23 protein-coding genes and 1 pseudogene are annotated in these 25,357 nt (G+C 67.8%); 9 read left to right on the top strand and 15 right to left on the bottom strand.

The features are described 5' to 3' along the window. Positions 1 to 219, top strand: a pseudogene (locus H0W40_RS06175) (hypothetical protein); the annotation flags it as partial. A 164-nt stretch (positions 220 to 383) separates the two neighbouring features. Here H0W40_RS06175 and H0W40_RS06170 read toward each other — a convergent pair. After that, a complete protein-coding gene (locus tag H0W40_RS06170; protein WP_292444294.1) occupies positions 384 to 2,558 on the bottom strand; it encodes a methyl-accepting chemotaxis protein in 2,175 nt (724 codons plus the stop codon). A gap of 245 nt (positions 2,559 to 2,803) precedes the next feature. Between H0W40_RS06170 and H0W40_RS06165 the strand changes: the two genes are divergently transcribed. Together H0W40_RS06165 and H0W40_RS06160 are read left to right on the top strand one after the other, a co-directional pair. Further along, positions 2,804 to 3,613 (top strand): hypothetical protein, encoded by an 810-nt coding sequence (locus tag H0W40_RS06165; RefSeq protein WP_292444292.1) that lies wholly within the window; start codon positions 2,804 to 2,806, stop codon positions 3,611 to 3,613. A gap of 30 nt (positions 3,614 to 3,643) precedes the next feature. Further along, positions 3,644 to 4,000, top strand: coding sequence for a hypothetical protein (locus H0W40_RS06160; RefSeq protein ID WP_292444288.1), 357 nt, complete (start codon positions 3,644 to 3,646; stop codon positions 3,998 to 4,000). 25 nt (positions 4,001 to 4,025) lie between these two features. Here the strand turns inward: H0W40_RS06160 and H0W40_RS06155 are convergent, their stop codons facing one another. Beyond that, complete coding sequence (locus tag H0W40_RS06155) at positions 4,026 to 4,712, bottom strand: hypothetical protein (RefSeq protein ID WP_292444285.1); 687 nt, start codon at positions 4,710 to 4,712, stop codon at positions 4,026 to 4,028. Between the two features lie 282 nt (positions 4,713 to 4,994). Here H0W40_RS06155 and H0W40_RS06150 point away from each other — a divergent pair, with 282 nt between their 5' ends. The 3 genes from H0W40_RS06150 (at position 4,995) to H0W40_RS06140 (ending at position 7,936) form a co-directional block, all read left to right on the top strand. Then, positions 4,995 to 6,503, top strand: coding sequence for a sorbosone dehydrogenase family protein (locus H0W40_RS06150; protein WP_292444283.1), 1,509 nt, complete (start codon positions 4,995 to 4,997; stop codon positions 6,501 to 6,503). Positions 6,504 to 6,570: 67 nt separating this feature from the next. Further along, positions 6,571 to 7,008 (top strand): CBS domain-containing protein, encoded by a 438-nt coding sequence (locus tag H0W40_RS06145; RefSeq protein WP_292444281.1) that lies wholly within the window; start codon positions 6,571 to 6,573, stop codon positions 7,006 to 7,008. Between the two features lie 10 nt (positions 7,009 to 7,018). After that, a complete protein-coding gene (locus H0W40_RS06140; RefSeq protein WP_292444278.1) occupies positions 7,019 to 7,936 on the top strand; it encodes an NAD(P)/FAD-dependent oxidoreductase in 918 nt (305 codons plus the stop codon). A gap of 289 nt (positions 7,937 to 8,225) precedes the next feature. On the opposite strand, the gene H0W40_RS06135 is transcribed toward H0W40_RS06140, so the two are convergent. The 6 genes from H0W40_RS06135 to H0W40_RS06110 form a co-directional block, all read right to left on the bottom strand. Beyond that, entirely contained in the window at positions 8,226 to 8,747 is a 522-nt protein-coding gene (locus H0W40_RS06135) for a hypothetical protein (protein ID WP_292444275.1), read from the bottom strand. Positions 8,748 to 8,873: 126 nt separating this feature from the next. Then, complete coding sequence (locus H0W40_RS06130; RefSeq protein WP_292444274.1) at positions 8,874 to 9,083, bottom strand: hypothetical protein; 210 nt, start codon at positions 9,081 to 9,083, stop codon at positions 8,874 to 8,876. A 64-nt stretch (positions 9,084 to 9,147) separates the two neighbouring features. After that, on the bottom strand, positions 9,148 to 9,654 hold the full coding sequence (locus H0W40_RS06125; protein ID WP_292444273.1) for a hypothetical protein: 507 nt from the start codon (positions 9,652 to 9,654) through the stop codon (positions 9,148 to 9,150). A gap of 167 nt (positions 9,655 to 9,821) precedes the next feature. Beyond that, entirely contained in the window at positions 9,822 to 10,106 is a 285-nt protein-coding gene (locus H0W40_RS06120; RefSeq protein ID WP_292444272.1) for a hypothetical protein, read from the bottom strand. 145 nt (positions 10,107 to 10,251) lie between these two features. Then, positions 10,252 to 11,097, bottom strand: coding sequence for a Crp/Fnr family transcriptional regulator (locus H0W40_RS06115; protein WP_367153749.1), 846 nt, complete (start codon positions 11,095 to 11,097; stop codon positions 10,252 to 10,254). A gap of 231 nt (positions 11,098 to 11,328) precedes the next feature. Continuing rightward, positions 11,329 to 12,477: an alpha/beta hydrolase gene (locus H0W40_RS06110; protein ID WP_292444271.1), complete on the bottom strand. Its 1,149-nt coding sequence runs from the start codon at positions 12,475 to 12,477 to the stop codon at positions 11,329 to 11,331. Positions 12,478 to 12,784: 307 nt separating this feature from the next. On the opposite strand from H0W40_RS06110, the gene H0W40_RS06105 reads away from it, so the two are divergent. Then, a complete protein-coding gene (locus H0W40_RS06105) occupies positions 12,785 to 14,197 on the top strand; it encodes a hypothetical protein (protein WP_292444269.1) in 1,413 nt (470 codons plus the stop codon). A 73-nt stretch (positions 14,198 to 14,270) separates the two neighbouring features. On the opposite strand, the gene H0W40_RS06100 is transcribed toward H0W40_RS06105, so the two are convergent. The 5 genes from H0W40_RS06100 to H0W40_RS06080 form a co-directional block, all read right to left on the bottom strand. Continuing rightward, a complete protein-coding gene (locus tag H0W40_RS06100; RefSeq protein ID WP_292444266.1) occupies positions 14,271 to 15,755 on the bottom strand; it encodes an RNA polymerase factor sigma-54 in 1,485 nt (494 codons plus the stop codon). Positions 15,756 to 16,190: 435 nt separating this feature from the next. Then, positions 16,191 to 16,529 (bottom strand): hypothetical protein, encoded by a 339-nt coding sequence (locus H0W40_RS06095; protein WP_292444264.1) that lies wholly within the window; start codon positions 16,527 to 16,529, stop codon positions 16,191 to 16,193. A 255-nt stretch (positions 16,530 to 16,784) separates the two neighbouring features. Then, on the bottom strand, positions 16,785 to 17,756 hold the full coding sequence (locus H0W40_RS06090) for a YsnF/AvaK domain-containing protein (RefSeq protein ID WP_292444262.1): 972 nt from the start codon (positions 17,754 to 17,756) through the stop codon (positions 16,785 to 16,787). 109 nt (positions 17,757 to 17,865) lie between these two features. After that, the gene (locus tag H0W40_RS06085) at positions 17,866 to 18,300 is read right to left on the bottom strand and encodes a YsnF/AvaK domain-containing protein (RefSeq protein WP_292444260.1); all 435 of its coding nucleotides are present in this window, start codon (positions 18,298 to 18,300) and stop codon (positions 17,866 to 17,868) included. After that, entirely contained in the window at positions 18,300 to 19,274 is a 975-nt protein-coding gene (locus tag H0W40_RS06080) for a manganese catalase family protein (RefSeq protein WP_292444258.1), read from the bottom strand. The genes H0W40_RS06085 and H0W40_RS06080 overlap by 1 nt, the downstream gene beginning before the upstream one ends. Before the next feature lie 123 nt (positions 19,275 to 19,397). Between H0W40_RS06080 and H0W40_RS06075 the strand changes: the two genes are divergently transcribed. Both H0W40_RS06075 and H0W40_RS06070 read left to right on the top strand, forming a co-directional pair. Further along, a complete protein-coding gene (locus H0W40_RS06075; RefSeq protein ID WP_292444256.1) occupies positions 19,398 to 19,796 on the top strand; it encodes a DUF2383 domain-containing protein in 399 nt (132 codons plus the stop codon). A gap of 93 nt (positions 19,797 to 19,889) precedes the next feature. Continuing rightward, entirely contained in the window at positions 19,890 to 20,900 is a 1,011-nt protein-coding gene (locus H0W40_RS06070) for a mechanosensitive ion channel family protein (RefSeq protein WP_292444254.1), read from the top strand. Here H0W40_RS06070 and H0W40_RS06065 read toward each other — a convergent pair. Together H0W40_RS06065 and H0W40_RS06060 are read right to left on the bottom strand one after the other, a co-directional pair. Next, positions 20,851 to 23,439: a PAS domain S-box protein gene (locus H0W40_RS06065; protein ID WP_292444253.1), complete on the bottom strand. Its 2,589-nt coding sequence runs from the start codon at positions 23,437 to 23,439 to the stop codon at positions 20,851 to 20,853. The genes H0W40_RS06070 and H0W40_RS06065 overlap by 50 nt on opposite strands. 175 nt (positions 23,440 to 23,614) lie before the next feature. Continuing rightward, a complete protein-coding gene (locus H0W40_RS06060; RefSeq protein WP_292444252.1) occupies positions 23,615 to 25,339 on the bottom strand; it encodes a cryptochrome/photolyase family protein in 1,725 nt (574 codons plus the stop codon). Positions 25,340 to 25,357: the final 18 nt, after the last annotated feature.

The following is a 25,357-nucleotide window of genomic DNA, read 5'->3' as shown; positions in this document are numbered from 1 at the left end:
TGGAGCGCGACGGTCAGCGCGATGCTGGCCTTTCAGGGCCTGCACGTGTTCCTGCTGCTGATCATGGGCGGCTACGTCATCGCGCGCGCCGCCTGCGGCCTGCTGAAAGAACGCGCCAGCGCCAGCCTGGACAGCGCCGCGCTGATGTGGCACTACGTGACGCTGCAGGGGCTGGTGCTGGCAGGCTTGGTCAATTGGCTGCCGGGCTGGATGGGTTAGAGGCGCCGCCCGCCGCGGCTTTGCTCCCGCCGAGCACACGCACAACAGTCAACCGAACGTCCGCAACAAGCCCGACTGCCGCCCCATGCGGCGCCAGATCGATCCCAGCATTCTTGGCCGATCGAACTCAACTTCGCACGACAAGGCCCACCGCCGAACCGGCCCTAACTGACTTTCTGCGAAGGCTCCACACCCGTCTGCGGCAGTGAGAGGTCGCTGCCGTTTGCTTCGATGCACGCCGCCTCTTCGGTCAGCGTCGGCGGCTCTGCCTTGAGCGCTGCCGGCTCGGCCTTGCCGAACGCAGGCCGTGTCACGTTCTTGGCACGGTCCGGGCTGCGGCGCTCGGTGCCGTCCCAGCCGCCGGTGGCCGGTGCCTCTTCCACGCGCACGGCCAGCGACGCGCCGTCGGTGGCGTTGTCGAGCTTGAACACCGCCACCGCCTGCACGAGCTGCTGCGCCTGCTGCTTGAGGCTTTCGGCCGCGGCCGCGCTTTCTTCCACCAGCGCGGCGTTGCGCTGGGTGTTTTGATCCATCTGGCTCACGGCCTCGCCGACCTGCGCCACGCCGGCACTCTGCTCGGTGCTGGCGCTGCTGATCTCGACCATGATGTCGCTCACGCGCTGGATCGATGCCACCACCTCCTGCATCGTCGCGCCGGCGCGTCCCACGAGGGTCGTGCCCTGCTCCACGCGCTCGACGCTGGCGGTGATCAGGCCCTTGATCTCTTTGGCCGCCTCGGCGCTGCGCTGCGCCAGGCTGCGCACTTCGGAGGCCACCACCGCGAAGCCGCGTCCCTGCTCGCCGGCCCGCGCCGCTTCCACGGCAGCGTTGAGCGCGAGGATGTTGGTCTGGAAAGCGATGCCGTCGATCACGCTGATGATGTCGGCGATCTTCCTGGAGCTGTCGCTGATGCCCTTCATGGTGTCGACCACCTGACCCACCACCTCGCCGCCCCTGACGGCAACGCTGGAAGCATTGGACGCAAGCTGGTTGGCTTGCTTGGCGTTGTCGGCGTTCTGGTGAACGGTGGAGCCGAGCTGCTCCATCGACGCGGCCGTCTCCTCGATCGCGCTGGCCTGTTCCTCGGTGCGTTGGCTGAGGTCGTGGTTGCCTTGCGCGATCTGCATGCTGGCCGTGGCCACGCCCTCGGCGTTGGTCCGCACGTCCGAAACGACGCGCACGAGACTGTCGTTCATCGACGCAAGCGCACGCAGCAACTGGGCGATCTCATCGCGGCCCGTCGCCTGCACTTTGGAGCTCAGGTCGCCCTTGGCCACGGATTCGGCCAGACGCAGCGCCATGCCGACCGACCGGGTCGTCGTGCGGGTCACGGTCCACATGATGAACAGCGCCATGACCGCGAGCACGGCGATGCCGCTGAGCACCGCGACGAGCTGCATGCGAGCCGCGGCCACGTCCTGCCGCAGCATCTGGTCCAGCGCCTGGAACGCGGCCTCGATCAGCACGAACTGCTCGTCGATGACGCGGGTGGTCGTGGCGAAGTACTCGGTAGAAGAAAAGCTCAGCGGCTCGGCCTTCACGATCTGCTCGTCCGCCAACTTCAGCGCCTGTTCGGTCGAGGCCATCGCAACGTCCATCGATGCCGCGAGAGCCTCCTGCAATGTCGGACTGCCTTGCACTGCCAGCGCCAGGACCTTGCGGGCGTCGAGGTAGTGCGCCCGGGTCGCCACCCCCATCATTTCGAGACGTGTCTTTTCTTCCGGCGAGGCCAGGCCGCTGCTCAGTTGCACCGTCCCGCGATCGCGCATGCGGCCCAGGGTTTCGGTCAAATGGGGCAGATGCCTCAGCACGCCCGTCTGCAGGAATCGCCCCGAGCGTTCCGGGTGCAAAGCGATACCGGAGACATGGCTGATGTCTTCGATCAGCGCGAGTTGCTCCTCGATCAGCGCGGTGTGACGCAGGAAGCTGCGCGAGCCGAGCATGTTCGTGGCACTGATGTCCCTGGCAAGCGCCTGCCAGTCGGTGGCGATGCGCCCGCTCAGCGCCATCAGCGTGGCATCGCCCAGCGAGGCGACCGACGCCTGCGCTTGCGCGAGCGCGCCGTCCACCTCGGTCTGTTTGGCCTGGCGCTGCGGGCCCAGGGCCTCGGTACCGCTCAGGAAGCCGGCCGCGAGCCCGCGGTGCTGTTGAGTGAGCTGAACGAGCCGCAGCGCGTCATGCGCCGGGCCGATGCCGGCCAGCTCCGTCTGGGCAAAGCGCAACTTCTCGATCCCGGAGCTCACCACCAAGGCGCTGGGCAGGGCCAGCATCGCCGCGGCGAGCACGCCGATGAGCAGGAACTTGTGTGCCAGTCTGAGGTTGCCGACGAACGTTTTCATGAGGCTCCTTGTTTTTGAGGGGTGGCGACCCCGGCCCTTGCGTCATGCGCGCGGCCCGGCTACAGCCCTCCGTTTGCCGAAGTATCGGAAGTCGTGCTGCTTTCCAACGCCCCGAGTTGCCCGGGAAAGACCTCCCAGTTCGAAGCGGCTCGTGCAATCCCGGTACGTCGATTGCTAGACCGGGAATCGCTCCAACTCACCACGCTTCAAGGAGAAAAGCAATGGCTTACCAGGAAACACCCCGCATGCATGATCGGACTACAGGCGCTTCAGGCGTCCCTCTTTCGGGCTATCGCGTCGCCTGGGGAGGCGTGTGGGGCGGGTTCCTCGTGGGCATCGGCGTGTTCCTGCTGCTCAGCACGCTCGGCCTGGCCATCGGCGTGTCGACCGCGAACATCGGTCCGACCCAGAACCTCGATGCCGGACGTATCGGCACCGGCGCGGCGATCTGGAGCGGCTTGACGCTGCTGATCGCGCTTTTCATCGGCGGCCTGGTCGCCACGCGGACCGGCATGGTCTATGACAAGGCCTCCGGCTTCATCGAAGGGGTGCTGGTCTGGGTGCTGTCGATCCTGGCCGTCATGTACATGGCCGGCAGCGGCATCGGCATGCTGGCCAGCGGGGCGTCCGGCCTGCTGGGCGGCATCACGCAAGGTGCGACATCGGTGGTCCGCAATACCGACATGAGCGAGCTGGCGAGCGGCGATGTCGACCGGATCATCGCCCGCCTCAACGAGCCGGAGACCGTGCAACTGGTCGCCACCGCCACGGGCATGTCGCAGGCAGAGGCACGCTCGAGCCTGGCCGATATCCGACAGAAGGTCGAAGCCGCCCGCAACAATCCGGCGCAAGCGGCCGCCGCGGCCAAGCAGGGCTTCGAGGATCTCGCATCGCAGGCGGGCGCCCGCGTGGAGAAGGCCGCCGCCAAGGCCCAGCCTTATGCGTCGGCGACCATCTGGACCGCACTGGGTGCCATGGTGCTGGCTCTGCTCGCCGCCGTGAGCGGCGCCATGATGGGCCGCCGCCAGGTCGCGAAGCGGCTCGGCGAACACTGAGCCCGCGCGACGCGCAAGGCGAGGCGACGCTTGGAGGCCTTCCGCAAACGCATCGCCGGGGTGCTGTGGCAGGGAGGCGGGCCGTTCATCGTGTGGGCGCTGCACTTCTTCGGCCTGTATGTGCTGGTGGCGGCCGGCTGCACCGCAGGCTGGGCCGAGCTGCCGCTGCTCGGCACCAGCCTGCTGCGCGTGCTGCTGATCGCGACAAGCCTGCTGGCCATGGCCTGGATCACCTGGCTGCTGTTGCGCGCCCATCGCGGTCTGCCACCGCGGGGCTCGCGCGGCCTCCTGGCCGCAGCGGCCTCGGGCAGCGCCTGGCTCGCCTTGGTGGGCGTGGTCTGGGCCAGCGCACCGGCGCTGATGCTCCCGATGTGTTCGCTCAAGTAGCGGCGCTTCGATCCTTGCGTCGGAATCAGGCAGCGGCGACGGCTGCACGGTCCCTGCACTCGCCCTGCCCTCTCCCGACCGGCTTGCGAAAGAACTCGAAGCGGTGCCGATTCGGGCCGGGAACTTCGAGTACCAGCGGGCCATCGACCTCGAAGGCGAAGCGCTCGTAAGCGCGCAGCGCCCTCAATTCGCCGAGTGCGAACGGCCGGCGCAAGGCCACGTCGTTCCAGCCCACCACCAGTTCGCCGCCTTCGCGCAACAGACCGTGGAACCCGCTCACCGCGGCCTCGACGGCTGTGCGCTCGTCGAGGCCCCAGCCGAACACACCGTTGAACACGATCACGTCGAAGCGGCCGGCCGCAAAGCACGCCGCTGCCCCGCTGACGCACGCGGTCACATGACCCTGCGTGCTGCCGTGGCGCGCGGCCCGGGGATCGACGTCGATCGTGAGGTAGCTGTGGCCCGCCAGCAGGCGCTCGTACGCGCTCGTGTACCAGCGGGTCCCGACGAACAGCACCTCGAGCCGGCGGGAGCTGGCGGCATAGCGCTGCAGGATCACGTCCTCGAGCAGGCGGCGGTCGGGCGAGCGGAAGGCTTGCGCCGCACCGAACGGATGCGCCGCCCGGTGAAGCAGGCTGCGCAGCGGCCACAGCGTGGCGGCGGCACTCCACTGCAGGACTCGACGGTGCAAGGGATCAGCAGCACGCAGCATCGGTATGGCGATTTCGGGGAGGGGTGATGGCAGGGCAAACGCCAACCGCCCGCGTTTGCCGCACGAGGCAAGTGCAAGGTCGGCGCCCAATGGCCCCGGCAAGGCCCGTGCCGCGCGGCGCACCGCACCGCACCGGGAACGGCTCTTGCCATTTCGCCAGGGCAGCGCCGACCCACTCGCTGCGCGGCGTTGCCCTCTCGGGGCACTGACCCCGGCCGCGCCGACGGCCATCGCTGCGTTCGCACCACTCCATCTCTGCTCGAAGTCTTGAAAGGCCCCCTCATGAACACACGACCGCTGCCCCCCACCGTCGCTCTGGCTGTTGCGCTTACGTTGGGACTGACGGCGTGTGGCGAGACCGCCAAGCTCCCCGTCACCGCCGGCATCGGCCCCGATCCGCAGCTTCCCGAGCCGAACAAGACCTTGATTCCGACCGTCAACATCGCCCAGGCCGTCCCATGGCCGGAGGGCCGTATGCCGACGCCCGCACCCGGCACCGCGGTCACGGCCTTCGCGCGCGATCTGGACCATCCACGCTGGGTCTACGTTCTGCCCAACGGCGATGTGCTGGTCGCCGAAAGCAACGCCCCGAAGCGCCCGGAGCGCAAGGGCATCAAGACCTGGGTGATGAACAAGGTGATGGCGCGCGCCGGCGCGGGCGTGCCGAGTGCCGACCGCATCACCTTGCTGCGCGACGCCGATGGGGACGGCACGGCCGAGCTGCGGGCGGTGTTCCTGGAGAACCTGCACTCGCCTTTCGGCATGGCGCTGATCGAAGACAAGCTGTACGTCGCCAATGCCGACGCGGTGGTGAGCTTTCCCTACAGCGAGGGCCAGACGAGCATCAACGACAAGGCCGAGCACGTGGTCGATTTGCCGGGCGGGCCGCTCAACCACCACTGGACCAAGAACATCATCGCCAGTCCCGACGGCTCGCGGCTTTTCGCCACCGTCGGCTCCAACAGCAACGTCGGAGAAAACGGTATGGAGGCCGAAACCGGCCGCGCCGCGATCTGGGAGATCGACCCCGAGACCGGGCTGCACCGCATCTACGCCTCGGGCCTGCGCAACCCGAACGGCATGGCCTGGGAGCCCGACAGCGGCATGCTGTGGACCGTGGTCAACGAGCGCGACGAAATCGGCAGCGACCTGGTGCCCGATTACCTGACTTCGGTGCAGGAGAAGGGCTTCTACGGTTGGCCGTACAGCTACTACGGCCAGCATGTCGACGAGCGGGTCGAGCCGCCCAAGCCCGAGCTGGTCGAGAAAGCCATCGTGCCCGACTACGCGCTCGGCACGCACGTAGCGGCCCTCGGCCTGACGCATTCGGCCGGCAATGCCTTGCCTGCGCAGTTCGCCGAAGGCATGTTCATCGGCGAACACGGCTCCTGGAACCGAAAGCCGCGCGCGGGCTACAAGGTCGTATTCGTCGCCTTCGACGGCGCGAAGCCGACGAAGGAGTTGCCGGTCGACGTGCTCACCGGATTTCTCAACGAAGACGAAGAGGCCATGGGCCGGCCGGTGGGCGTGGCGATCGACCGGCGCGGCGGCCTGCTGGTCGCCGACGACGTGGGCAACGTGATCTGGCGCGTCGCCTCCTCGACGGCCCAGCCGCTGACCGCACAACCGGCCGGCGCCGCGCCGGCCGCAGCACCCGCCGCCCCGGGTGCGGACCCGGTAGTGCAGGCGGCATCGGAGGCTCCGGCATCCACGGCAGCCTCGGCCGTCCTGGCACCGATGGACACAGCCGCCTCGGCGGCTCCGCCTGCGTCTGCCGCTTCTCCCACATAGTGAACGCCATCGGGAACGCGCGTTGCCGTTGCGCTCTCACCTCCACCGCGAACCCGAGGATCCCGCCATGACGACCATCTCCGAAGTGATGACGCGCAACGTCGAAGTGATCGGCCCTGACGAATCGCTGCAGCGCGCAGCGAAGATGATGGACGAACTCAACGTCGGTTCGCTGCCCGTATGCGACGGCAAGCGCCTGGTCGGCATGATCACCGACCGCGACATCACCGTACGCGCTACCGCCGCTGGCCTGGACCCTGCGCAAACGCTGGTGGGCGACGTGATGACCGAGTCCACGCGCTGCTGCACCGAGGCGCAAAGCACGGAGGAGGTGATGGAGCAGATGGGCCATTCGCAGATCCGCCGCGTGCCGGTGGTCGACGACGACGGTGCGGTGATCGGCATAGTCTCGCTCGGCGATCTGGCCACCCGACAGGACGGCCACATCGACCAGGCCCTGCGCGACATCTCCACCCCGTCCGAGCCCGACCGTTCCATCGCGTGAGCTACAGGACATGCCGGCCGCAGGCGGCTCGGCCAACTGCGATGCGCTGATCGTTGGCGGAGGCCCGGCCGGGCTGACGGGCGCGATCTACCTGGCTCGGTTCAGGCGCCGCGTACTCGTCATCGACGAAGGCACGAGCCGCGCGGCGAGCATTCCGCGCTCGCACAACGTGCCGGGCTATCCCGAGGGCGTGGTCGGCGGCGAGCTCGTCGCGGCGATGCGCTCGCAGGCCGTGCGCTACGGTGCGCGCTTCGCCGCCGGTTGCGTGCAGACGATCGAGGCGGACAACGATGGGTTCATCGTTCGCTACGGCCCCGAACAAACCCGCGCACGCACCGTGCTGCTAGCCAGCGGCGCGAGCGATGTGACACCGCCCATGCCGCACCTGTCCGAGGCGCTGCGCAGCGGCGCGCTGCGCTACTGCCCGGTGTGCGACGGCTTCGAGGTGATCGATCAGCGCGTCGGCGTGGTCGCCGACAGCGCCGCTGGCATCGAGGAAGCGCTGTACCTGCGCCACTTCACCCCGTACGTGACGATCTTTCGCACTGGCCCTGCGCTCGCACCCGGCGCCGCCGATCGCCGGCGCCTGGCGCGCTCTGGCGTTGTGCTGGTCGAGGCGCCGATCGAAAGCATCCGCCTGTGGCAAGGCCACGTCACGGTGCGCCACGGTGCCGGGGAGACCGAGTGCGATGCGCTGTACAGCGCCTTGGGTCTGCACGTGCATTCCGAACTCGGTGTGGCGCTGGGCGCGAAGGTCGACGGCAAGGGCTACCTCGTGATCGACCGCCATCAGCGCACGACCGTGCAGGGCCTGTATGCCGCGGGCGACGTGGCGCGCGGCCTCAACCAGATCAGCGTGGCTGCAGGGGGTGCCGCGATTGCGGCGGCGGCGATGCACTTGCGGTTGGGGACGCCGATCGAGGGATGAGGTGCGGCCTTTTCTCCCCGCTTTGCTCCCCCTCCCTCTGGGAGAGGGAGCAAGACAGACGCTTATCAGCGGGACGAAGATCAAAGAGAAAGAAGGGGAGCGGGAGCAAAGTTCGGGAACGGCGCTTGCCGCTCCTTACCTGCCAAGCCGCGAGAGACCGCGCGACCCGCGCTGAAGCGGCGACCGCGGGCAAGGTCCGCCTCAAGCCTTGCCCCTGGCGCCTTACCGGACGCCTTCCGCGCAGCATGCGTCGATGCACCCGTCTCGGCGGCTTGGCAACCCTTATCTCTCAGTAGCCTACGTGCTCGCCGCGAGAGGCGCGCCAGTTTTCCTGGAAGTAGGCTGCGTCTTCCGGATTGCGCGGGTTCACGCCCATCAGGATGCCGCCTTCCTTGATACCGGCCTCGTATTCCTTCACGCGCTCCTCGGGAATGCCCCAGCCGATCAGGGCGCCGACCAGCCCGCCCGTTGCGGCGCCGGCGCCTGCGCCAGCCAGGGCCGCGGCGATCGGGCCGGCGATGACCAGGCCTACGCCAGGCAGCGCGATGCTGGTGCCCACCGCCGCCACGGCCGCCGCAATGGCGCCCACCGTGCCGCCGATGGCGCCGCCGATGCCTGCGCCTTCGGCCGCCTTCGTGCCCATTTCGGTCGGTTTGCCGGCGGTATCGGTGAAGTGCTTCTTGCGCGTGTCGTCCGACATGACCAGGTTCACATCGTTCTTGCCGTAACCCCGGTCGGTAACGGACTGGTAGGCCTGCTCGGCACTCTCTTTGTCGCGGAACAGCCCGGTCACGTATTTCGAATCAGCCATGTGTTTCTCCTCAAAGGTTGCTGAAGATGCCAGCCGCACGCGCACACAGCAGCGCGCGATGTGGTCATCAGACAACCAGGGCAAGCGGCTCGCCCGCTTGCGACGAGGAGAAGGAGTCTGCGGCGCTCAGCGCTTGCGTGGGCGCTCGCCAGGCGTTGCCTTGCGAGCCGCGATCTGCCGAACCAGGGGCACGGTCAGCATCAGCGAAGCCGAGCCGGCGAGCGCGAGCGGCAGCCAGGAGTCGAGCCACTCCATCACACCGGCACCGACGACGACAAGCGCCAGGCCGAGCAGGTAGCACTTCAGCGGGCGGCGATCGGGGCGGTGAGGCTTCACGATGCGTTCCTGCGAAACACAAGAGCGGCAACGGACCCCAACCCGGGCTTGCACGGCCGCCGCCTCAGCACAGGGTTTCGCTGCCCGCGTCGGCGGCGGCGTCCATGAGCGTTTCTCGGCGATTCGCCGCTTCGAGCGAGTCTTCACGGAGGTAGAAATCACCCGTGGCGTCCTGTGCGGCCAGCCGGCGCGCATGACCGGCATCGGCCACGACCTCGAGCTTGACGTCTTCGGCGTGCGCGTACATCACCACGGCCTTGCCCGTGTCCAGATGCAGCAGCACATCGCCGTTGACGAGCGGCTCGGCCATCACGACCGTGCGGCCGCTCAGGCGCTCGCAAAGAAGCCGGCGGCGTTCGTTCTGCACCCGTTGCGATTGCAGCTCGCGGCTGCGCTTGTCGGGGTACAGCGCCGATTCGGCGTCGCGGTGGAGCCGGTCGATCCGGTCTTTCCAGTCCGCCAGCACGTCGTATCGAAAACCCGCCGGCGCTTCGGCCAGCGGGCGCGGCAGGCAAACCCCGCCTTCGCCGCAATCCCAGTCCACCTTGAACCCCGGTGTCGAGTTGTCCATGCCTTCCCCCGCCCCCACGAATACTTCGGGCGAAGTCTGGCAGGAGGCGCGGCGCCTTCAGACGCGGAAAAGCCGGGGTAGCGTGCGCCTGTTGCACGCATTGCATGCCGCAAGTTCAGCGACGGATCGACAAGCCGCCGCCGAGTCGCAGGCGGCGCCTAAGGCACTCAGTGCAGACGGGCTTCCGAACGCCGCCCGCCCGCCATCCATACGGCCATGGGCGGCGGCATGACGGGCGGCTCGCGCACCGGCACGGGGTTGTCCGGCGGCTGCGGATCGTCGATTTCCGGCGGCGGTGGCTCGGGCGTCGCGGGGGGCTGAAGTGGCGGGGGCGCTTCGGGCGGCGTGGGGGCCGGGCCGGGCACGGCCGGCGGCGCGGCGATCGACGCCGGGCAAGGAGCCGGCTCGGCATTTCGCTGGCCGGCCCGCTTCTTAATGGCAGTTTCGTGCATCGTCTCTCCTGTGTCGGATGCCGCAGATCCAGGCATCACAGGGACCGAGGCAAGTCACGGGCCCGACCCGCAGCTCCAGTGCAACGCGCTGGCGCGAACTTCGCGCTCCAACGTCCGCAGCCGACAAGGCGGCCGCAGCCCGCGCTCAGTCGGCGTAGCTGTGGGCGTGCGAGGCGTTGCGCGCTGCCCGGTGGTCGTGCTGGTCGACGTCCTGGCGGTCCGGCGCGAGGCGCTCGCATTCGTGCTTGATGGCGCTGTAGCACTCGCACGAGCGCGCCTCGATCCCGGCACGGTCGAGCACGGTGATGCTGTTGCGGCCGTTGGTGATGCACCCCTGCCCGCGCAACTTGAGAATCGCCTGCGTCACGCTCTCACGCCGCACGCCCAGCGCATTGGCGATCCACTCGTGCGTGACGGTGAGCTCGTTGCCCGGCACGCGGTCCAGGCTGATGAGCAGCCAGCGACAGAGCTGCTGTTCGACGCGGTGGTGGCGGTTGCATAGGGCCGTCTGGGCGGCTTGGCAAATCAGGCACTGGGCGCTGCGCAGCAGCAGGCGGCTCACCGCCCCCCCCAGGTCGAATTCACGCTGCAGAACGCCGGCGCGAATGCGGAAGGCGTACCCGGAATGCTGCACGATCGCCCGGCTAGGGGCAGTGTCGCCGCCCATCAGCAGCGAGACGCCGCACACGCTTTCGTAACCGATGCGCGCGACCTCGGAGGCGTCGCCGTTCTTCATGGCGTACTGCAGCGAGATCACGGCCTGGGTGGGGAAGTACACGTTCTCGAAGCCCATGCCCGCACCGTGCAGCAGCTTGCCCGCGGCCAGCGGCACCAGCTCGAGCGACGGCGAAAGCCGCTCCCAGACATCGTCGGGCAGAGCCTCGAGGACGTGATTTTGGCGCAGGCTGCGCGTGGTGGAGCGCATCGCCAGAGGCTGCACGGCGCCGTAGCGCGAACGGGTGTCGGGAGTCGAGAAAGAAAGCGAGGTCACGGTCTGTTCCTTTTGATGTCTGCCGCGTGCCGCGAGGCACGTCTTGCAGGTTGGCAGGAGCAACGAAGGCAAGCTGCGTGCCAACTTTTTCTGCAAAGGAAAAGTGCGTGCGGTAGGCACCGTCACAGGCGTACAGAGGGAGGGTCGCGAACCGCGTCGCTCCACCCCTTGTAGTTGCTCCGGAGGGAATTGCCGATCGCCGGTAAAGCCGTTCGTAACGGCTGCCGCGGCCTAGGGTTGACCGAAAGCCTGTCGTAGGCCGCGTGCCGCGTGCAAGACCGCCTCGTTGGCCTGGTCCACCACCCTGCCCAGGCCGAAGAAGCCGTGGGCCACGCCTGCGTAGTTGCGGTAATCCACCGCCACGCCGGCACTGCGCAAGCGCTCGGCATACGCCTGGCCCTGCGAGCGCAGCGGGTCGATTTCGGCAGTGATCACGGTGGCCGCCGGCAGGCCGGCGAAATCGGGCGTGCGCAGGACCGAGAACGCCGGATCGGTGCCTTCGATCGGGCTGCGCAGGTATTGGCTGAAGAACCAGGGCAACTGCCGCGTGCCGAGGGGGCGCGTGTCGATGTACTGGCGGTGCGAGGGCGTGTCGAGCCCGACGTCGGTGATCGGATAGACCAGCAGCTGATGCACCGGCAAAGGCGCGCGCTCGTCGCGGGCGCGGATCGCCACGCTGGCGGCGAGATTGCCGCCCGCGCCCTCTCCCCCCACCGCCACGCGCGCCGGATCGCCGCCGAAGCTCGCGGCGTTGGCCAGCGTCCAGCGGTAGGCCACCCAGGCATCGCCGTGCGCCGAGGGAAAGCGGTGCTCCGGGCCCTGCCGGTATTGCGGCGCCACCACGATCGCCCGGGCGGCGTTGTTGAGCGCGCGCGCCGCGGCGTCTCCCTGCTCCAGGTCACCCAGCACCCAGCCGCCGCCATGAAAGTAGAGCAGCACGGGATGCGGCCCATCGCCGGGCGGCCAGTATACACGCACGGGCATCGCCGTGGCATCGGCGCCGAGGATGAGGTGGTTCTCGATGCGAGCCACCACCTCCGGCAGGGTGCTGCGGCCCCGCGTCTGCAGCAGTGCGCTCATGGCGTCTGGCAGCGCCGGCTGCGCGCGGGCGGCCGGGGCGCTCAGGTTCACGGTGGGCTCGTTGCCGAAAGCGGCCAGTTGGTCGAGCACGGCCTGCATCTGCGCATTGGGCGCGGCCGGTGCTTCGGCGACGGCGGACGAAGCCTCCTTCGATGCCGGCGGGCCGCTTGCGCACGCCGCGAGCATGGCAGCCGTTGCGACGAGCAGCCACGGTGCGGCAATACAGGGTGCAGCTTCGATGCGGCGCACGCGCGAACCGCCGATGGCGGCATGCAAAGCATCTTGTCGGGTCAGGGTCATGGGCAGGCGGCTCCGCAAGCGTCATGCCCATTCTCGACGAGTGTCCATCCAGGGGAACGGTGGCGAACCGTCAGCCGTTGGCCTGGAGGCGGAGCAGCGCGTAGCAGTAAATCGGAGCGCGCAAATGGCCGCGTGGCGAGGCGCTTGAGCAGCGAATCAGAGGCGGGCGCTCGAGCCGGCAAATGGGAATGAGGATTGCTGCGTTTGAAGTCTGACGAGCCGAACCGTTTTGCTCTGCCCCGAGTGGCGATGCCCGCGAAGGCGGTAGCGGCGGTCGGAACGAAACTTTTTCCAGAAAGGAATCGAGATGGCTCAGCACGACTATCAAGGACAAGGCCGATCGTCCGACACCGACCGCCAATCGTCGCAAGGCGACGATCGCCAGCAACGCTACGGCAGCAGCAGCCAGCGCGGCACTTCGGGCAGCCCGCCCGAAAGCTCGGGCCGCGGCTCATCGCAAGGCACGGGGCGCGGCGAAGAAATGGGTGGCTACTACACCGGCGGCGGCCGCGAACTGCAAGGCGGCTCCAGTGGGGAATCGCAAGGCGGCTACGGCGGCCAGCAGGGCGGCAGTCAGGGGCGCGGCTCACAAGGCACTCCGGAGGGCGGCTATGGCGGCGGCTCGCAAGGCGGCAGTTATGGAGATCAGCACGAGCAATGGGGCGGCTCCCGTGGGCAATCGGGCCAATCGGGCGGCGGCTATGGCGGCTCGCAGGGCGGCTACGGCGGCTACGGCGGGCAGCAGCAAGGCGGCGGCGGCGGTCATGGGCAGCAAGGCGGCGGTGGCTACGGCCAGCAAGGCGGTGGGCGCGGCTGGCAGGGCGACTGGGGCTCCTCGCAGCAGGATCAGGGACGCTACGGCTCCCAGGGCGGCGGCTACGGCAGCCACCAGCAGGGCGGCTCCTACCGCGACCAGCAAGGCGGACGCTTCGGCTCGCAGGAAGACTGGGGCGGCTCGCAGGGTCAGGGCCGCCAGGGATCGCAAGGCGGCCAGGGTGGCCAGCAGCAAGGCGGCATGTACAGCGGCGGCAGCGGCCAGTCCAGCGACTGGGGCAGCTCGCAGGGCCGAGGCTACAGCGGCCCGCAAGGCGGCTCCGGCGGCTACGGCTCACAGGGCGGCGACTGGGGCGGCTCGCAGGGCGGCACGTACGGCGGCCTGCAAGGTGGCTTCAGTGGCGGCTCGCAGTCGGGTGGCTCGTCCAGCTCGCAGGGCGGCTACAACGACTGGGCCCGCGGCGGCGCCGGGCAGGGAAGCTCACAGCAGCACCACGATCCCGACTATCACCAGTGGCGCTCGGAGCAGATGAAGAACCTCGACGACGACTACCAGTCGTGGCGCCAGGACCGCTACAAGAAGTTCTCGGACGACTTCAGCCAATGGCGCGGCAGCCGCTCGAAGGGCAGCACCGGCAGTTCGGGCAGTTCGGGCAGTTCGGGCAGTTCCGGCAGTTCCGGCAGCAATGCCACGGGCGGCACGGTGTACTCGGGCAGCGGCGAAGGCTCGGCCAGCGGGGCGGACTTTCTCAGCGGGATGAGCGAGGACGCGCCGGGAAGCACTTCCAGCAGCGGTGTCGGCAGTTCGTCCCGGTCTTCCGTGAGCACGGGCGGCGGCAGCACCGGTGAGACGGGCAACGGCGCCAAGTCGTCATCGACCTTGTCCGGCTCCTCGAGCCCAACCAGCTCGGGGGGCACCAGCGGCACGTCCTCCAAGACCAAGTAAGGCGCGGCCCGACGGTCGAACGCCGCAGCGCAAGCTGCGGCGTTTGTCGTTTTCGGCCGTCCCGAGGGCGACCTCAAGCCGCCCGGCGGCGACGCTCCACGGCTTCGATCTTGAGGAGTTGCCGGTACTTGGTGACCGTGCGGCGCGCCACGACCAGCCCCTGCTGAGCGAGCTGGCGCGCAATTTCTGCATCGGAGAGCGGCGCGCTCGACCGCTCGGCTTCGATCATGTCCTTGATGACGCCACGAATCGCCGTGGCCGAGCAGGCGCCGCCGCTGGCCGTGGTCATGGCGCGCGAGAAAAAGTACTTGAGCTCGAACACGCCCAGCGGCGTGGCCATGTACTTGTTGTTCGTCACGCGCGAGACGGTGGACTCGTGCAAGCCCACCTCGTCGGCGATCTCGCGCAGGCCCAGCGGCTTCATCGCCAGCGCACCGTATTCGAAGAAGTGCTTCTGCCGTTTGACGATGGCCTCCGAAACGCTGAGGATGGTCGCGAAGCGCTGCTCGATGTTGCGCACCGTCCAGCGCGCTTCCTGCAGGTGAGCGGCCATCTCGCCGTTCTGGGCTTGCCGGTGCCGCTGGAACATCTCGGCGTACACATGGTTTAAACGCACCTTGGGCACGATGCTCGGATTGAGCTGCACTCGCCAGGCGCCGCGGAGTTTTCTGATGATCACGTCCGGTGTCACGTACTGCACTTGCGACGCGCCGAAGTGCCAGCCCGGCCGCGGGTCGAGCCGGCGGATTCGGTCGCACACCCCCTCGATCTCGGCCGGCGTGCGCTTGAGCTTGCGGGCGAGGCCGGCGACGTCCTTCGCGGCCAGGCAGTCGAGGTGGTCGGTGACGATGTGGCGCGCGATCTCCCGTTCGCCTTCGTCCTCGATCGAGGAGAGCTGAAGCAGCAGGCATTCGCCGACGCTGCGAGCGGCGACGCCGAGCGGGTCGAGCGACTGCACCAGGCGCAGGGCAACCTGCAGTTCGTCGGGGCTCGCGGGGGGGTCGAGTTCGGTGAGCTCGATCAACTCGTCGAGGTCGGTGCGCAGATAGCCGTCGTCGTCGAGCGATTCGACGATCGACTTGGCCAGCACCACGTCGCGCATCGACAGCGGCAGCACATTGATCTGCCCGTGCAGATGTTCGTTGAGCGAGGTCTCGACGGCCATCATGTCCATCGCGCTCAGATCGCCCTCCTCGCCACGGCGCTGGCTCGACAGGCCATCGGCCTGCCAACTGTCGCGTTCGCTGTAGTCGACGTCGCCGTCGGCGTCGCCTTCCGGGCTCGTGTCCATCACGGCCGATGTGTCGAGAAAGGGTTCGTCGGCGCTGGCGGCCGCCGGCGCCGCAAGCCCGGGTTCGACATCGGTTTCAGGCAGATCGGCAGCGGGCGCCTCGGGGTCGCTCTCGTCGCCTTCGAGGAAGGGGTTCTTGCCGAGCGCGTCGTGCACTTCCTGTGCAAAGTCGAGCGAAGACAGCTGCAACAGGCGCACCGCCTGCTGCAAACGCGGGGACAGCGACTGTTGCTGCCGGTGCTCGACGCGAAGCGCGATCGATCTCATCGGAACGTCTCCTGAATTCGGTGGTCTTGGCGCCGCCGCTGCAAAGCGAACCCGCGGCTGGCGCGAACGTGGGCATCAATGCAACCACTGTGCCGCGCCGAGAGCGTCGCGGGCGTCGTCCATCCGAACACCCGCGCCACGGGCCTTCCATCGTCAGGGGCCAAAAAGACGATGCGGTCCGCTCTCATAGAGAAAATGCGGCTTGCGATTCGCGAAACGCGCGACTGCGTGTGTACGAGACCGAACTCACATTCCGACACACCTGCGTGCGCTGGATCGCCCAACCCCCTTAGCCGGGTGGTCAAGCGACGCGTCATTTGCCGATGGTGGCGTGCGAATTGCTGCAACAACGCGTGGTCACGGAAGTGCCACAAGGACCGCGCTACGCTTTGACAAGCTTGGGCGCCAGTAGCCGAAACCAGCGCCGGACCGCTCTCAACGGCCGCGTCGCTGTGGCTCGACAGCGTCGGGCCTCGGCGCGGACTCCTGCTTGGCGCCAGGCTCTTTCCTCAGCTCTTCGTAAACCTCGTCCGTCACGGGCAAGCGGCCGGTGTCCTGCCGTCCACTGTCGAGATCGTCGAAGGCCTTCTCGCCGAGCTCCTTGCCGGAGGGCTCGGCAGGCACGGGGCGTTGCGTGTCCTGGCTGTCGGACGATTCATCTCGCTCATGCGGCAAACGCGGCTCCGCACCCTGTTCGCGGCTTTGCTCGGTGCGTCCTGCACCGGGCGTTTGTCGCCGCAGATCGGTCGGCGTCGGATCGGCCTTGCTGGTCATGAGATCACTCCAAAAAAAAGCGCCGGCTTTTCGGCCGGCGCGCCTTCGGCCTTGCGGTCGATCACCCGTAGCGAGCGCGAGACTCGACGCCGTTGCTGCGGCGTGTGAACTTGCGCCAGAGGTAGCCGCCCAGTGCGACAAAGATGAGCTTTTTCATTGCGTACTCCATAAGGAAAAATTTCGGAGAAGGCCCCCGATGCCCGTTACGGGCAAGCCACGTGCCGACAAGCGAATCGCTTGCCTGCCAACAACCCGTCACATGCCCGCGCGCCGTTCGATACCGACGGGGTTGCGACCCCCGCGCTGGCGCCGCCGCTCCGGTCCCGTGTAGCCGTTGCCGAGGTCCGTGCCCATTTCGGCCATGCCGGGCGTACGGCTGCCCATCGCCGCGTCGTCACGCAAATGCGTGGCCATGGGCGAGCGGCGCGATTCGGCGCCGTCGTCCAGGCGTTCCACATCCACATCGGCGCGGCGCACCTTGTCGCGAATGGTTTCGGTGTGTTGGCTTGCCTTCTTGCCGACGCTCACCTCTTCCACCACGCGCGCGGTCTTGGAAACCACCGGCTCCTCCGTGGTTTCGCGGATTTCGATGTTCGCTTCGCCCATATCGGCCAGATCCGCATTCGTCGCCGGCCGGTCGACCCGCTTGCGATCGACCACCGCGTGCTGTTCGCGCAGCGTGACCTGCTCCTCGACCGGGGTCTCGCTCACGTGCCGGTGCACGCGCACACCGCCGCGACCGACCTCGCGCTTGCCGACCTTCAGGTCTTCCTGCACGACTTGGAGCTTCTGTCGCTCGCGGGCGGCGTCTTCGCTCGTGAAAGGCTGAGCGCTTTCGTCGTATCCGGTGTAGCCCGACGACTGCCAGTGCCGAACCCGCTCGTCGACGTCGATGGCGCCGCAGTCTTCGAGCACCTCGCTCACCGCTTCGAGCTTGCCGTCGTCGTCCAGGTTCACGGTCACCACGGCCGAGCCCCGGCGCACCGCTTCAGAGTAATGACTGCTCGAGTCGTCGGATTCGTCGCTGCCGAAGAGCGAAGCGAAGAAGCCGCGGATGCCGCCTTCATGCTCCTTGTGCGAAGACATCAGCGACGGGTGATCTTCTCCGGAAGCCGACGAATTGACTTGAATGTTCTGAAGGTCGATGCCCATCGCTTCGAGCTTTTCGCACGCTCTTTTCGCTTCGCTGTATTCGTCAAAAATACCTACTACTACTGTGCTGGCCATTGCAATGCTCCTTTGAGACTGGGGAACCGTCGCCGCCACGGCGCGATTCAAAGTAAAACGAGACATGAAACGGGCAAGGCGCGGGCCCGCAAGCCGGCCTTGAAACGTCCTATTTCGCAAAGCGGTCGGTAGGAGTGCGTGTGATTTCAACGCGCTCCGAACGCAGCACCACTTCCTGCGGATCACGCACTTCGGTGCGACGCCGCGAGATGTGCAGCTCCTCCTTGAGCACGAGCTGCTTGCTGAGGACCAGCACTTCCTCGAACACCGGCACGATGGTCACGTCGCCTTCGTGGCGCACCGGCACGGGCGCATCGACTGCACGGTTCACGGGCACGCGGCGAATCTCGACCTCCTCGTGCAAAAGCGGCACGTCGACGGTCTCATGCCGCTCCGTCACGTGTTTGGAGATGCGCACGCGGCCGGTTTCCACTTCGTTCGTGGAAACCTCGATCTGCTCCTCGACCGCGGCCACCGTCACAGGCGCCGAGGGCGGGCTTGCAGGCGGTGGTGTGCCGTCCATGAGCATGCCGGTCGCGGGCATCAACCGTTCGAGCGCCGAGCAGGGCTTGCCTTCGTCGGCGCCGGGCCGGGCTTGGGCGGTTGCATCTGCGCGGCGCCACCGTTGTTCGCACCGATGGCCTGCGCCACCTCCTGTGTCATGCCGAGCTCGGCGCCGGTCATCGGGTTCACACCCAGTTCCGACTTCGTGCGCTTCATCAGCGCCATGCCGGTCTTCATCTCCTCGGGCGAGAGTTGCACGCCGAAGCCGCCCTGCCCGTCGGTGGCCATTTGGTCCTCGGGCTCGTTGACCTGCTCGAAGTTGCAGCTGTTCCACGGTCCTTGACCATCGCCCTCGCCCTTGGACATGTTGTAGTACTTGTTGGCGTATTCCTTCTTGCCTGGCAGCTTGCCGGCCGGGAAATTCGGCTGTATGGAATACAGGGCCTTCTCGAAGGAAAGCTGGTGCGCGATTTCGCGCGTCATCAGGAAATTGAGTGCGTCCTTCACGTCGGGGTCGTCGGTGCAGTAGATCAGCCGCTCATAGACGATCTTCGCGCGCGACTCTGCGGCAATGTTGCTGCGCAGGTCGCAGGTCGGGTCGCCGATGGTGTCCACGTAAGCCGCAGTCCACGGCACACCGCCCGAATTGGTGAGGGCCGGGCCGCCGCCGTACAGGACCTGCGTGACGTGCGAGCTGTTGCCGTTCTCGGTGATGCTGCGGTAGAGCTCGGCCTCCTTCTCCACGCCTTCGGCCATGCGGCCCTTCGCGCCCTTGTTGAGCATGGCGACCAGAGTGCCGATCATCTCGAGGTGGCTGAGCTCCTCGGTGGCGATGTCGATGAGCAGGTCCTTGCGTCCGGGGTCGTCTTCGGCCAGGTATTGCGTGAAGTAACGGCAGGCCGCCGCCAACTCGCCCTGCGGTCCGCCGAACTGTTCGAGCATGAGGTTCGCGAGACCGGGGTTCGTTTCGCCGACGCGCACGGTGTACTGCAGTGCCTTGTTGTGGAAGAACATGAAGCGATCCTTTGAGGAATGGGGAATGAACTCAATTCGCGGCAATCCGGGTTCCCGGCAACGCCTCGTCGAAGGCACGGCCATTGCCAGATGCCGGCATGAAGTACCCCCGAGGAGTTCGAGATGAAAAACGATGAAGTCAGGGCCACGCTGAGCGAGTTGATCGAAGGCTGCAACAGCAACGCACAGGCGCTGCGCAGCGCCGGCCAGCAGGCGAAGTCTCAAGAGCTGCGCAAGCTGCTCGACCGGCGTGCCGAGGAATGCGCCGAAGCGGCCAACAAGCTGCGGCTCGAACTCGACCGCACGGACGGTCACCCGCCGAGCGGCGAAGGGCGCAGCGACCTCGAAATCCTGGAACATTGCGAGCACAGCGAGGACCGCACGAAGGAGAATTACGAAAAGGCCTTGAGCCGCGAGCTGCCCGAACCGATCAAGGAAGTGGTGCGCAAACAGCATGAGGGCGTGCTGCGCAACCACGGGCAGATCAAGGCGCTGCGTAACCGCATGAGATCGTCGGCATAGGCCCGACGCGACGCCCCGAAGAACGATGGGTGCAACTCAGGTCGGCTGTTGCGCGACGTGCCAGTGCGCGCGTGATCGGACAGGACACTAGCGATGGAAGACTGGATCCGCCTCGTCGGCGACACGCAAGCCCTCGAACTGTTCGGGATCCGCCTGGTCGGCCTCAATGCCGACAACGGCAAGAAGCTGCTGTTCACGCTGGTCTTCATCACCGCGCTGCTGTGGCTGGGCCGCCTCACGCAACGGCTTGCGCGCCACAGGTTGCGGGGCGGCGCCCCGCACGTCGAGTTCTGGGTCCGCCAGGCGATCAAGCTGGGCACGGCCGTGCTCCTCATCCTCGGTCTGCTGTCGATCTGGTTCGAAGACCCCACGCGTCTCGCCACGGCACTGGGCCTGGTCACCGCCGGACTCGCTTTCGCGCTGCAGAAGGTCGTCACCGCGGTGGCGGGCTATTTCGTCATCCTGCGCGGCCGGATCATCAACGTGGGCGACCGCATCGTCATGGGCGGCGTGCGCGGCGACGTGATCGGGGTGGATTTCACCCAGACGACGATCATGGAGATGGGCCAGCCGCCTCCCGTACAAGGCGCCGAACCGCCCGTGTGGGTGCAAAGCCGCGAGTACACCGGCCGCATCGTCACCGTCACCAATGCCAAGGTCTTCGACGAGCCGATCTACAACTACACGCGCGACTTTCCTTACCTGTGGGAAGAGCTCGCTCTGCCGATCGCCTACAGCGCCGACCGCGGGCGAGCGGAGCGCATCCTGCTCGAAGCCGCCGAGCGCCACAGCGTGCCGATCGCCGAGATGAGCGAGGAAGCGCTGCAGGAACTGCAGCGGCGCTACGTCATGAAGAAGCCCGAAATCCGACCGAAGGTGTATTACCGGCTGACCGACAACTGGCTCGAGCTGACCGTTCGTTTCATGGTCATGGACCATGGCGTGCGGGCGCTCAAGGACGCGATGAGCCGCGAGATCCTCGGCGCGCTGGAGGAGGCCGGCATCGGGATCGCTTCGGCAACGTTCGAAATCGTCGGATTGCCGCCGCTCGTGATCAACGCTTCGCCAGCCATTCGGCCAGCGCCGGCGGATCCACCGGCTTGACGAGGTGACCGTCGAAGCCCGCTTCGTGGGACTTGCGGCGATCCTCTTCCTGCCCCCAGCCGGTCAGCGCCAGCACGAGGATGGAGCGGCCCCAGGCCTGTTGCCGTAGCGCCCGGCAGACGTCGTAGCCGCTGAGCCGGGGCATGCCGATGTCGAGCAGCACCGTATCGGGCAGAAACGCCGCCGCTGTCTCGAGCGCTTCGGCGCCGTCGTACGCGGTGCGCACCTCGTTGCCCATCAGGCCGAGCATCAGCGCCAGGCTGGCGGCGGCATCGCGGTTGTCGTCCACCACGAGGATGCGGCGTGCTGCCACGGGAGCGCCTGTCTCATGTTGGCTGTCAAGCAAGACTTCGTCCGCCTCGGTGGCCGGCAGCCGGACCACGAACTCGCTGCCCCGGCCCTCGCCTTCGCTGTGGGCTTCGACGCCGCCGCCGTGCAGCTCGACCAACCCCTTCACGAGCGACAGCCCGATGCCCAGGCCGCCCTGCGAGCGCCCCCGATCGACCTGCGTGAACATCTCGAACACCGCAGGCAGCAACGGCTGCGGAATGCCCATGCCGGTGTCGCGCACGCTGACGACAGCCTCGCCATCGTGTTTGTCCATCGCCAGCGTGATGTGCCCGCCCGGTTCGGTGTACTTCGCGGCGTTGTTCAGCAGGTTGGCGATCACCTGCGCGAGCCGCGTCGTGTCGGCCTCGACGAAGATTCGCTGCGGCGAAAGGTTGATCGTGAGCTCGTGGCCCGCGGCCTCGATCAGCGGCCGGCTGGTTTCCACGGCTTGCTGCACGATCTTGACCAGTTCCACCCGCTCCTTGCGCAGATCGATCTTGCCACGGCTGATGCGGCTCATGTCGAGCAGGTCATCGATCAGGTGCACCATCTGTGCGAGCTGGCGTTCCATCATCGAGCGGGCGCGCTCGACGATCTCGGGCTTGTCGCGAGCGAGCTTCATGACCTGCAGGCCGTTGCGCAGCGGTGCTAGCGGGTTGCGCAGTTCGTGGGCCAGCGTGGCGAGGAACTCGTCCTTGCGGCGATGGGCCTCGCGCAGTTCCTCGACGAGGGCGGCGTTGTCGATCGCCACCGAGGCCATCTGTGCGAGCTGCACCAGCAAGGCTTCGTCGTCCTGGGTGAAATCACCCTCCAGCTTGTCGGATAGCTGAATGAGGCCGACGTTGCCCCCGCGCAGGCCGGTCAAGGGTGCCGCCAGCAAGCCGCGCAGCGGGGGATGCTCGGCGGCGTGCGCTCCAAAGCCTTTCCAGGCCGGATGCGCCAGCAGCTCGGCCTGCGTCAATCGCACCGGCCGCCCCATGCGGCTCACACGGGAATAGATGCCGGAGCCATCGGCTTTTGCTTCGTTGTCGCGCCAACGCTCGTACTTGTCGGACAGCGAGACGCTGACGACCGCCTGCGCCCATTCGGCGTTCACCGTCATGCTGGTGGCGCAAAGATGCGCGGCGACGAGCTCGCGGGCCTCGTCGTTGACGGCTTGCATGATCGAACGCGGGTCATGCATGCTGCTCAGCCGCGTCGCGATCTCGGCCAGCCTGCGCAGTTGATCGGAACGGTCGAGCCGGTTCTTCTCGGCCTGCCTCACGGTCTGGCTGGCTCGCTCGCGCTCCAGCACGATGCTGGCGATCTGGCCGCCGAAGACGGCAATGCGCCGCTCCCAGTCGCTCGGCTCTCGCGCCTCGTCGAAGCACAGCATGAACGAGGCCACCGGCAAGCCGTCGGTGCCTGGCACCGGTTCCGAATGGCAAGCAAGGATGCCGTGTGCCAGACACAGCTCGCGCCAGTGCGGCGCCCACTTCGGGTCGTTGGCCACGTCGGCGCAGGTGACCGGCTCGGCCGTGTAGATCGCCGTGCCGCAGGTGCCGATGGCGACTTCGTCGATCGGCGCGCCTTCCAGGCCCTTCCCGAACGAGGCCGCGACGTCCTGGGCGAAGGCGCTCGTGAAACGGGTGCGCGACTCGTCGGCAAGCAGCACGGCGGCGCGCGCATGTGGCTGAAGCCGGGCCACTGCGGCGGTTACGGCGGTCAGGCACTCCTGCAGCGACTTGCCCGCCGCCACGAGTTCGAGAACGTTCTTCTGCTCGAGCAGGATGGCTTCGGCCCGCTTGCGCTTCGTCACGTCGCGGCACAGCATCACCACGCGGTCCGGCTGCCCGACGCCGTCGCGCACGAGCGAGACGCTGTTCTGCACCCATACCGGCGTGCCGTCCTTCCTGACGTAGCGCTTCTCGATGTCGAAGTTGGCCACCTGGCCGGTCGTCAAGGCCTCCATCGACGTGAGCGAGCGCGCGCGGTCGTCGGGGTGGGTGAGCGCTCCGCGGTCCACCAGCGACAGTTCCTCGCGGGAGTAGCCCGTGATGCGGCAGTAGGAGTCGTTCACCTGCACGAAGCGACCGTCCAACGCAACCAGCGCCACGCCGACGGCCGTCGAGTTGAAGACCGCCGCCAGACGCTCTTCGCTGTCGCGCAAGGCCTCGGTCAGGCCGGTGCCGACAAGCGTGGTGACTTCCGGGCCGCGATCACTGTTCATTCACTGCTCTCCATCGCTGATGGCGCGGCATGAGCGGCAGCGCGTTGCCTGCAGGACGCGACGGCTTCTCCCGGCTGCCACGCAGGATCGTTCGAGGATTCTGCAACTTCGGTCGGGCCGGCACCAGCACTGTCGCCCAACGACGCTCTTGCCGTGCCGCGGCGTGCCCCGCGGCTCACACCGGCTCCAGGGCAACCAGCAACTTTTGCGGCGTCAGGCGCTCGCCCGCCACGAGCAGCGAACGCACGGCCTCGAACACCCGCCGGTCGGCAGCGCGCGTGCGGGCGTCGCGAGAGGCAGCGGCCTTCAGCGGCATCTCGAGCCGCGGGTTGCCTTCGAGCAGCGGCCGCTTGCGCTCGAGGAAAGCCCAGTACATCGGCGTGATGGGGCAGTTGCGCTTGGGGTCGAAGGCGCAGCCGCCGCAGTAGTCGCTCATGCGGTCGATGTAGGCGGCGCCCGAGATGTAGGGCTTGGTCATGAACAGATCGCGCATCGCGAAGCTACCCATGCCCAGCACGTTGGGCTCGACCACCCAGTCGTAGGCGTCCTGGTAGGCGACCCAGAACCAGTCGGTCAGCTCGCGCGGGCTCACGTCGAGCAGGGTCGCGATGTTGGCCACGATCATCAGCCGCGTGATGTGGTGGCTCCAGGCTTCGCGCCACACGCCTTCGATCACGTGGTCGAGGCAGGCCATGCCCGAAGGCCGGCCCCACAGTGCCGGCGGCAGCGGCGTGTCGGCGTTCAGCGCCGACGGGCAGGCGCCGCCGTCGGCATCCGGCACGTCCGTGCCGCGTTGCCATGGCGAGCCGCTCCAGCGCGCGAAGCCGCCATCGCCCGGCACCGCGGCGATCGGCGGGAGTTCGTGTCCCTCGGGCAAGGCGCGAAAGCCATCGGTCAACGCGTGCACGTGGTGCATGTACTCGCGCCAGCCGAGCAACTGGCGCACGAAGCCTTCCTGGCTCTCCAGTGCGATCGGCGCCGCCAGCACGCGCCGCAGCAGGTCGCGCGGCAACAGCCGGTGCAGGTTCAGCAGCGGCGAGAGACGGGTGTGGAAGAGGCCGCTCGACGCCGTGCTCATCGCGTCCTCGAGTGGCCCGAAGGCGTCGAGGCACTCATCGAGCGCCCAGTCGGCGAAGCGTTCGGCGTCAGCCGCTGTCGCGGGCAGAGCGCCCAGGTCCAGCGTGCCGGGATGGTGGGCGAAGTGCCGCTCGATCAGCGCACCGACCTCCTGCGTGATCGCGTCGGGCTCGAAGCGGGGCGGCGTGGGCGCAGGCGGCCTGCCGCGCCAGCGCTTGCGGTTGAGCGCGTCGAAGCTCCAGCGCCCGCCGCGGGGCCGGGTGCCCTCCATCAGCACGCCCTGCTCGCGCCGCACGTGGCGATAGAAATCGTCCATGCGCCAGGGCGGCGCGCGCCCCTGGGAGCGCTCGAACTGCAGCCGTGTCGTGAGCCAGCCTTCGTGCGGCAGCACCTCCATCAGGCCAGCGGCAACCAGTGGCGCCAAGTCGGCGCGCAACTCGCGCTCGGCCGGCTCCATGACGCGAAGCACCCCGCAGCGCTCGGCGAACGGCCGCAGCGCATCTCGGTAGGGGCCGTCGTGCACCAGGTGAGCGACGGCCACGCCGCGCCGGGCCTGCTCGAGCGCGAAATGCCGCAGGTTGGCGAGCACCAGGGCAAGCTTTTGCTTGTGGTACGGGCGCCGCGCGGCCTTCCAGGGGTTCTCGACGAGCACGATACCGAGTTGCGCCGGTGGCTCGTGCGCGAGCGGGCCGATCTCTCCCGAGAGCTGGTCGTAGGGCACGAACACGAAGCGCCGCCCTTTCCAGCTTTCAGGACCGGCACCGAGCGCGGCCAGCTCGCGGGTGAAGGTGCGCGTCACCGGGACCGGTTCTTCGTCAGGCACGCCATCGCCGGGGGCACG

Source organism: Methylibium sp., from assembly GCF_013817345.1.
Taxonomy (GTDB): Bacteria; Pseudomonadota; Gammaproteobacteria; order Burkholderiales; family Burkholderiaceae_C; genus Methylibium.
Note: the sequence above shows the minus strand (reverse complement) of the source record. Positions and strands in the feature narration are given on the sequence as shown.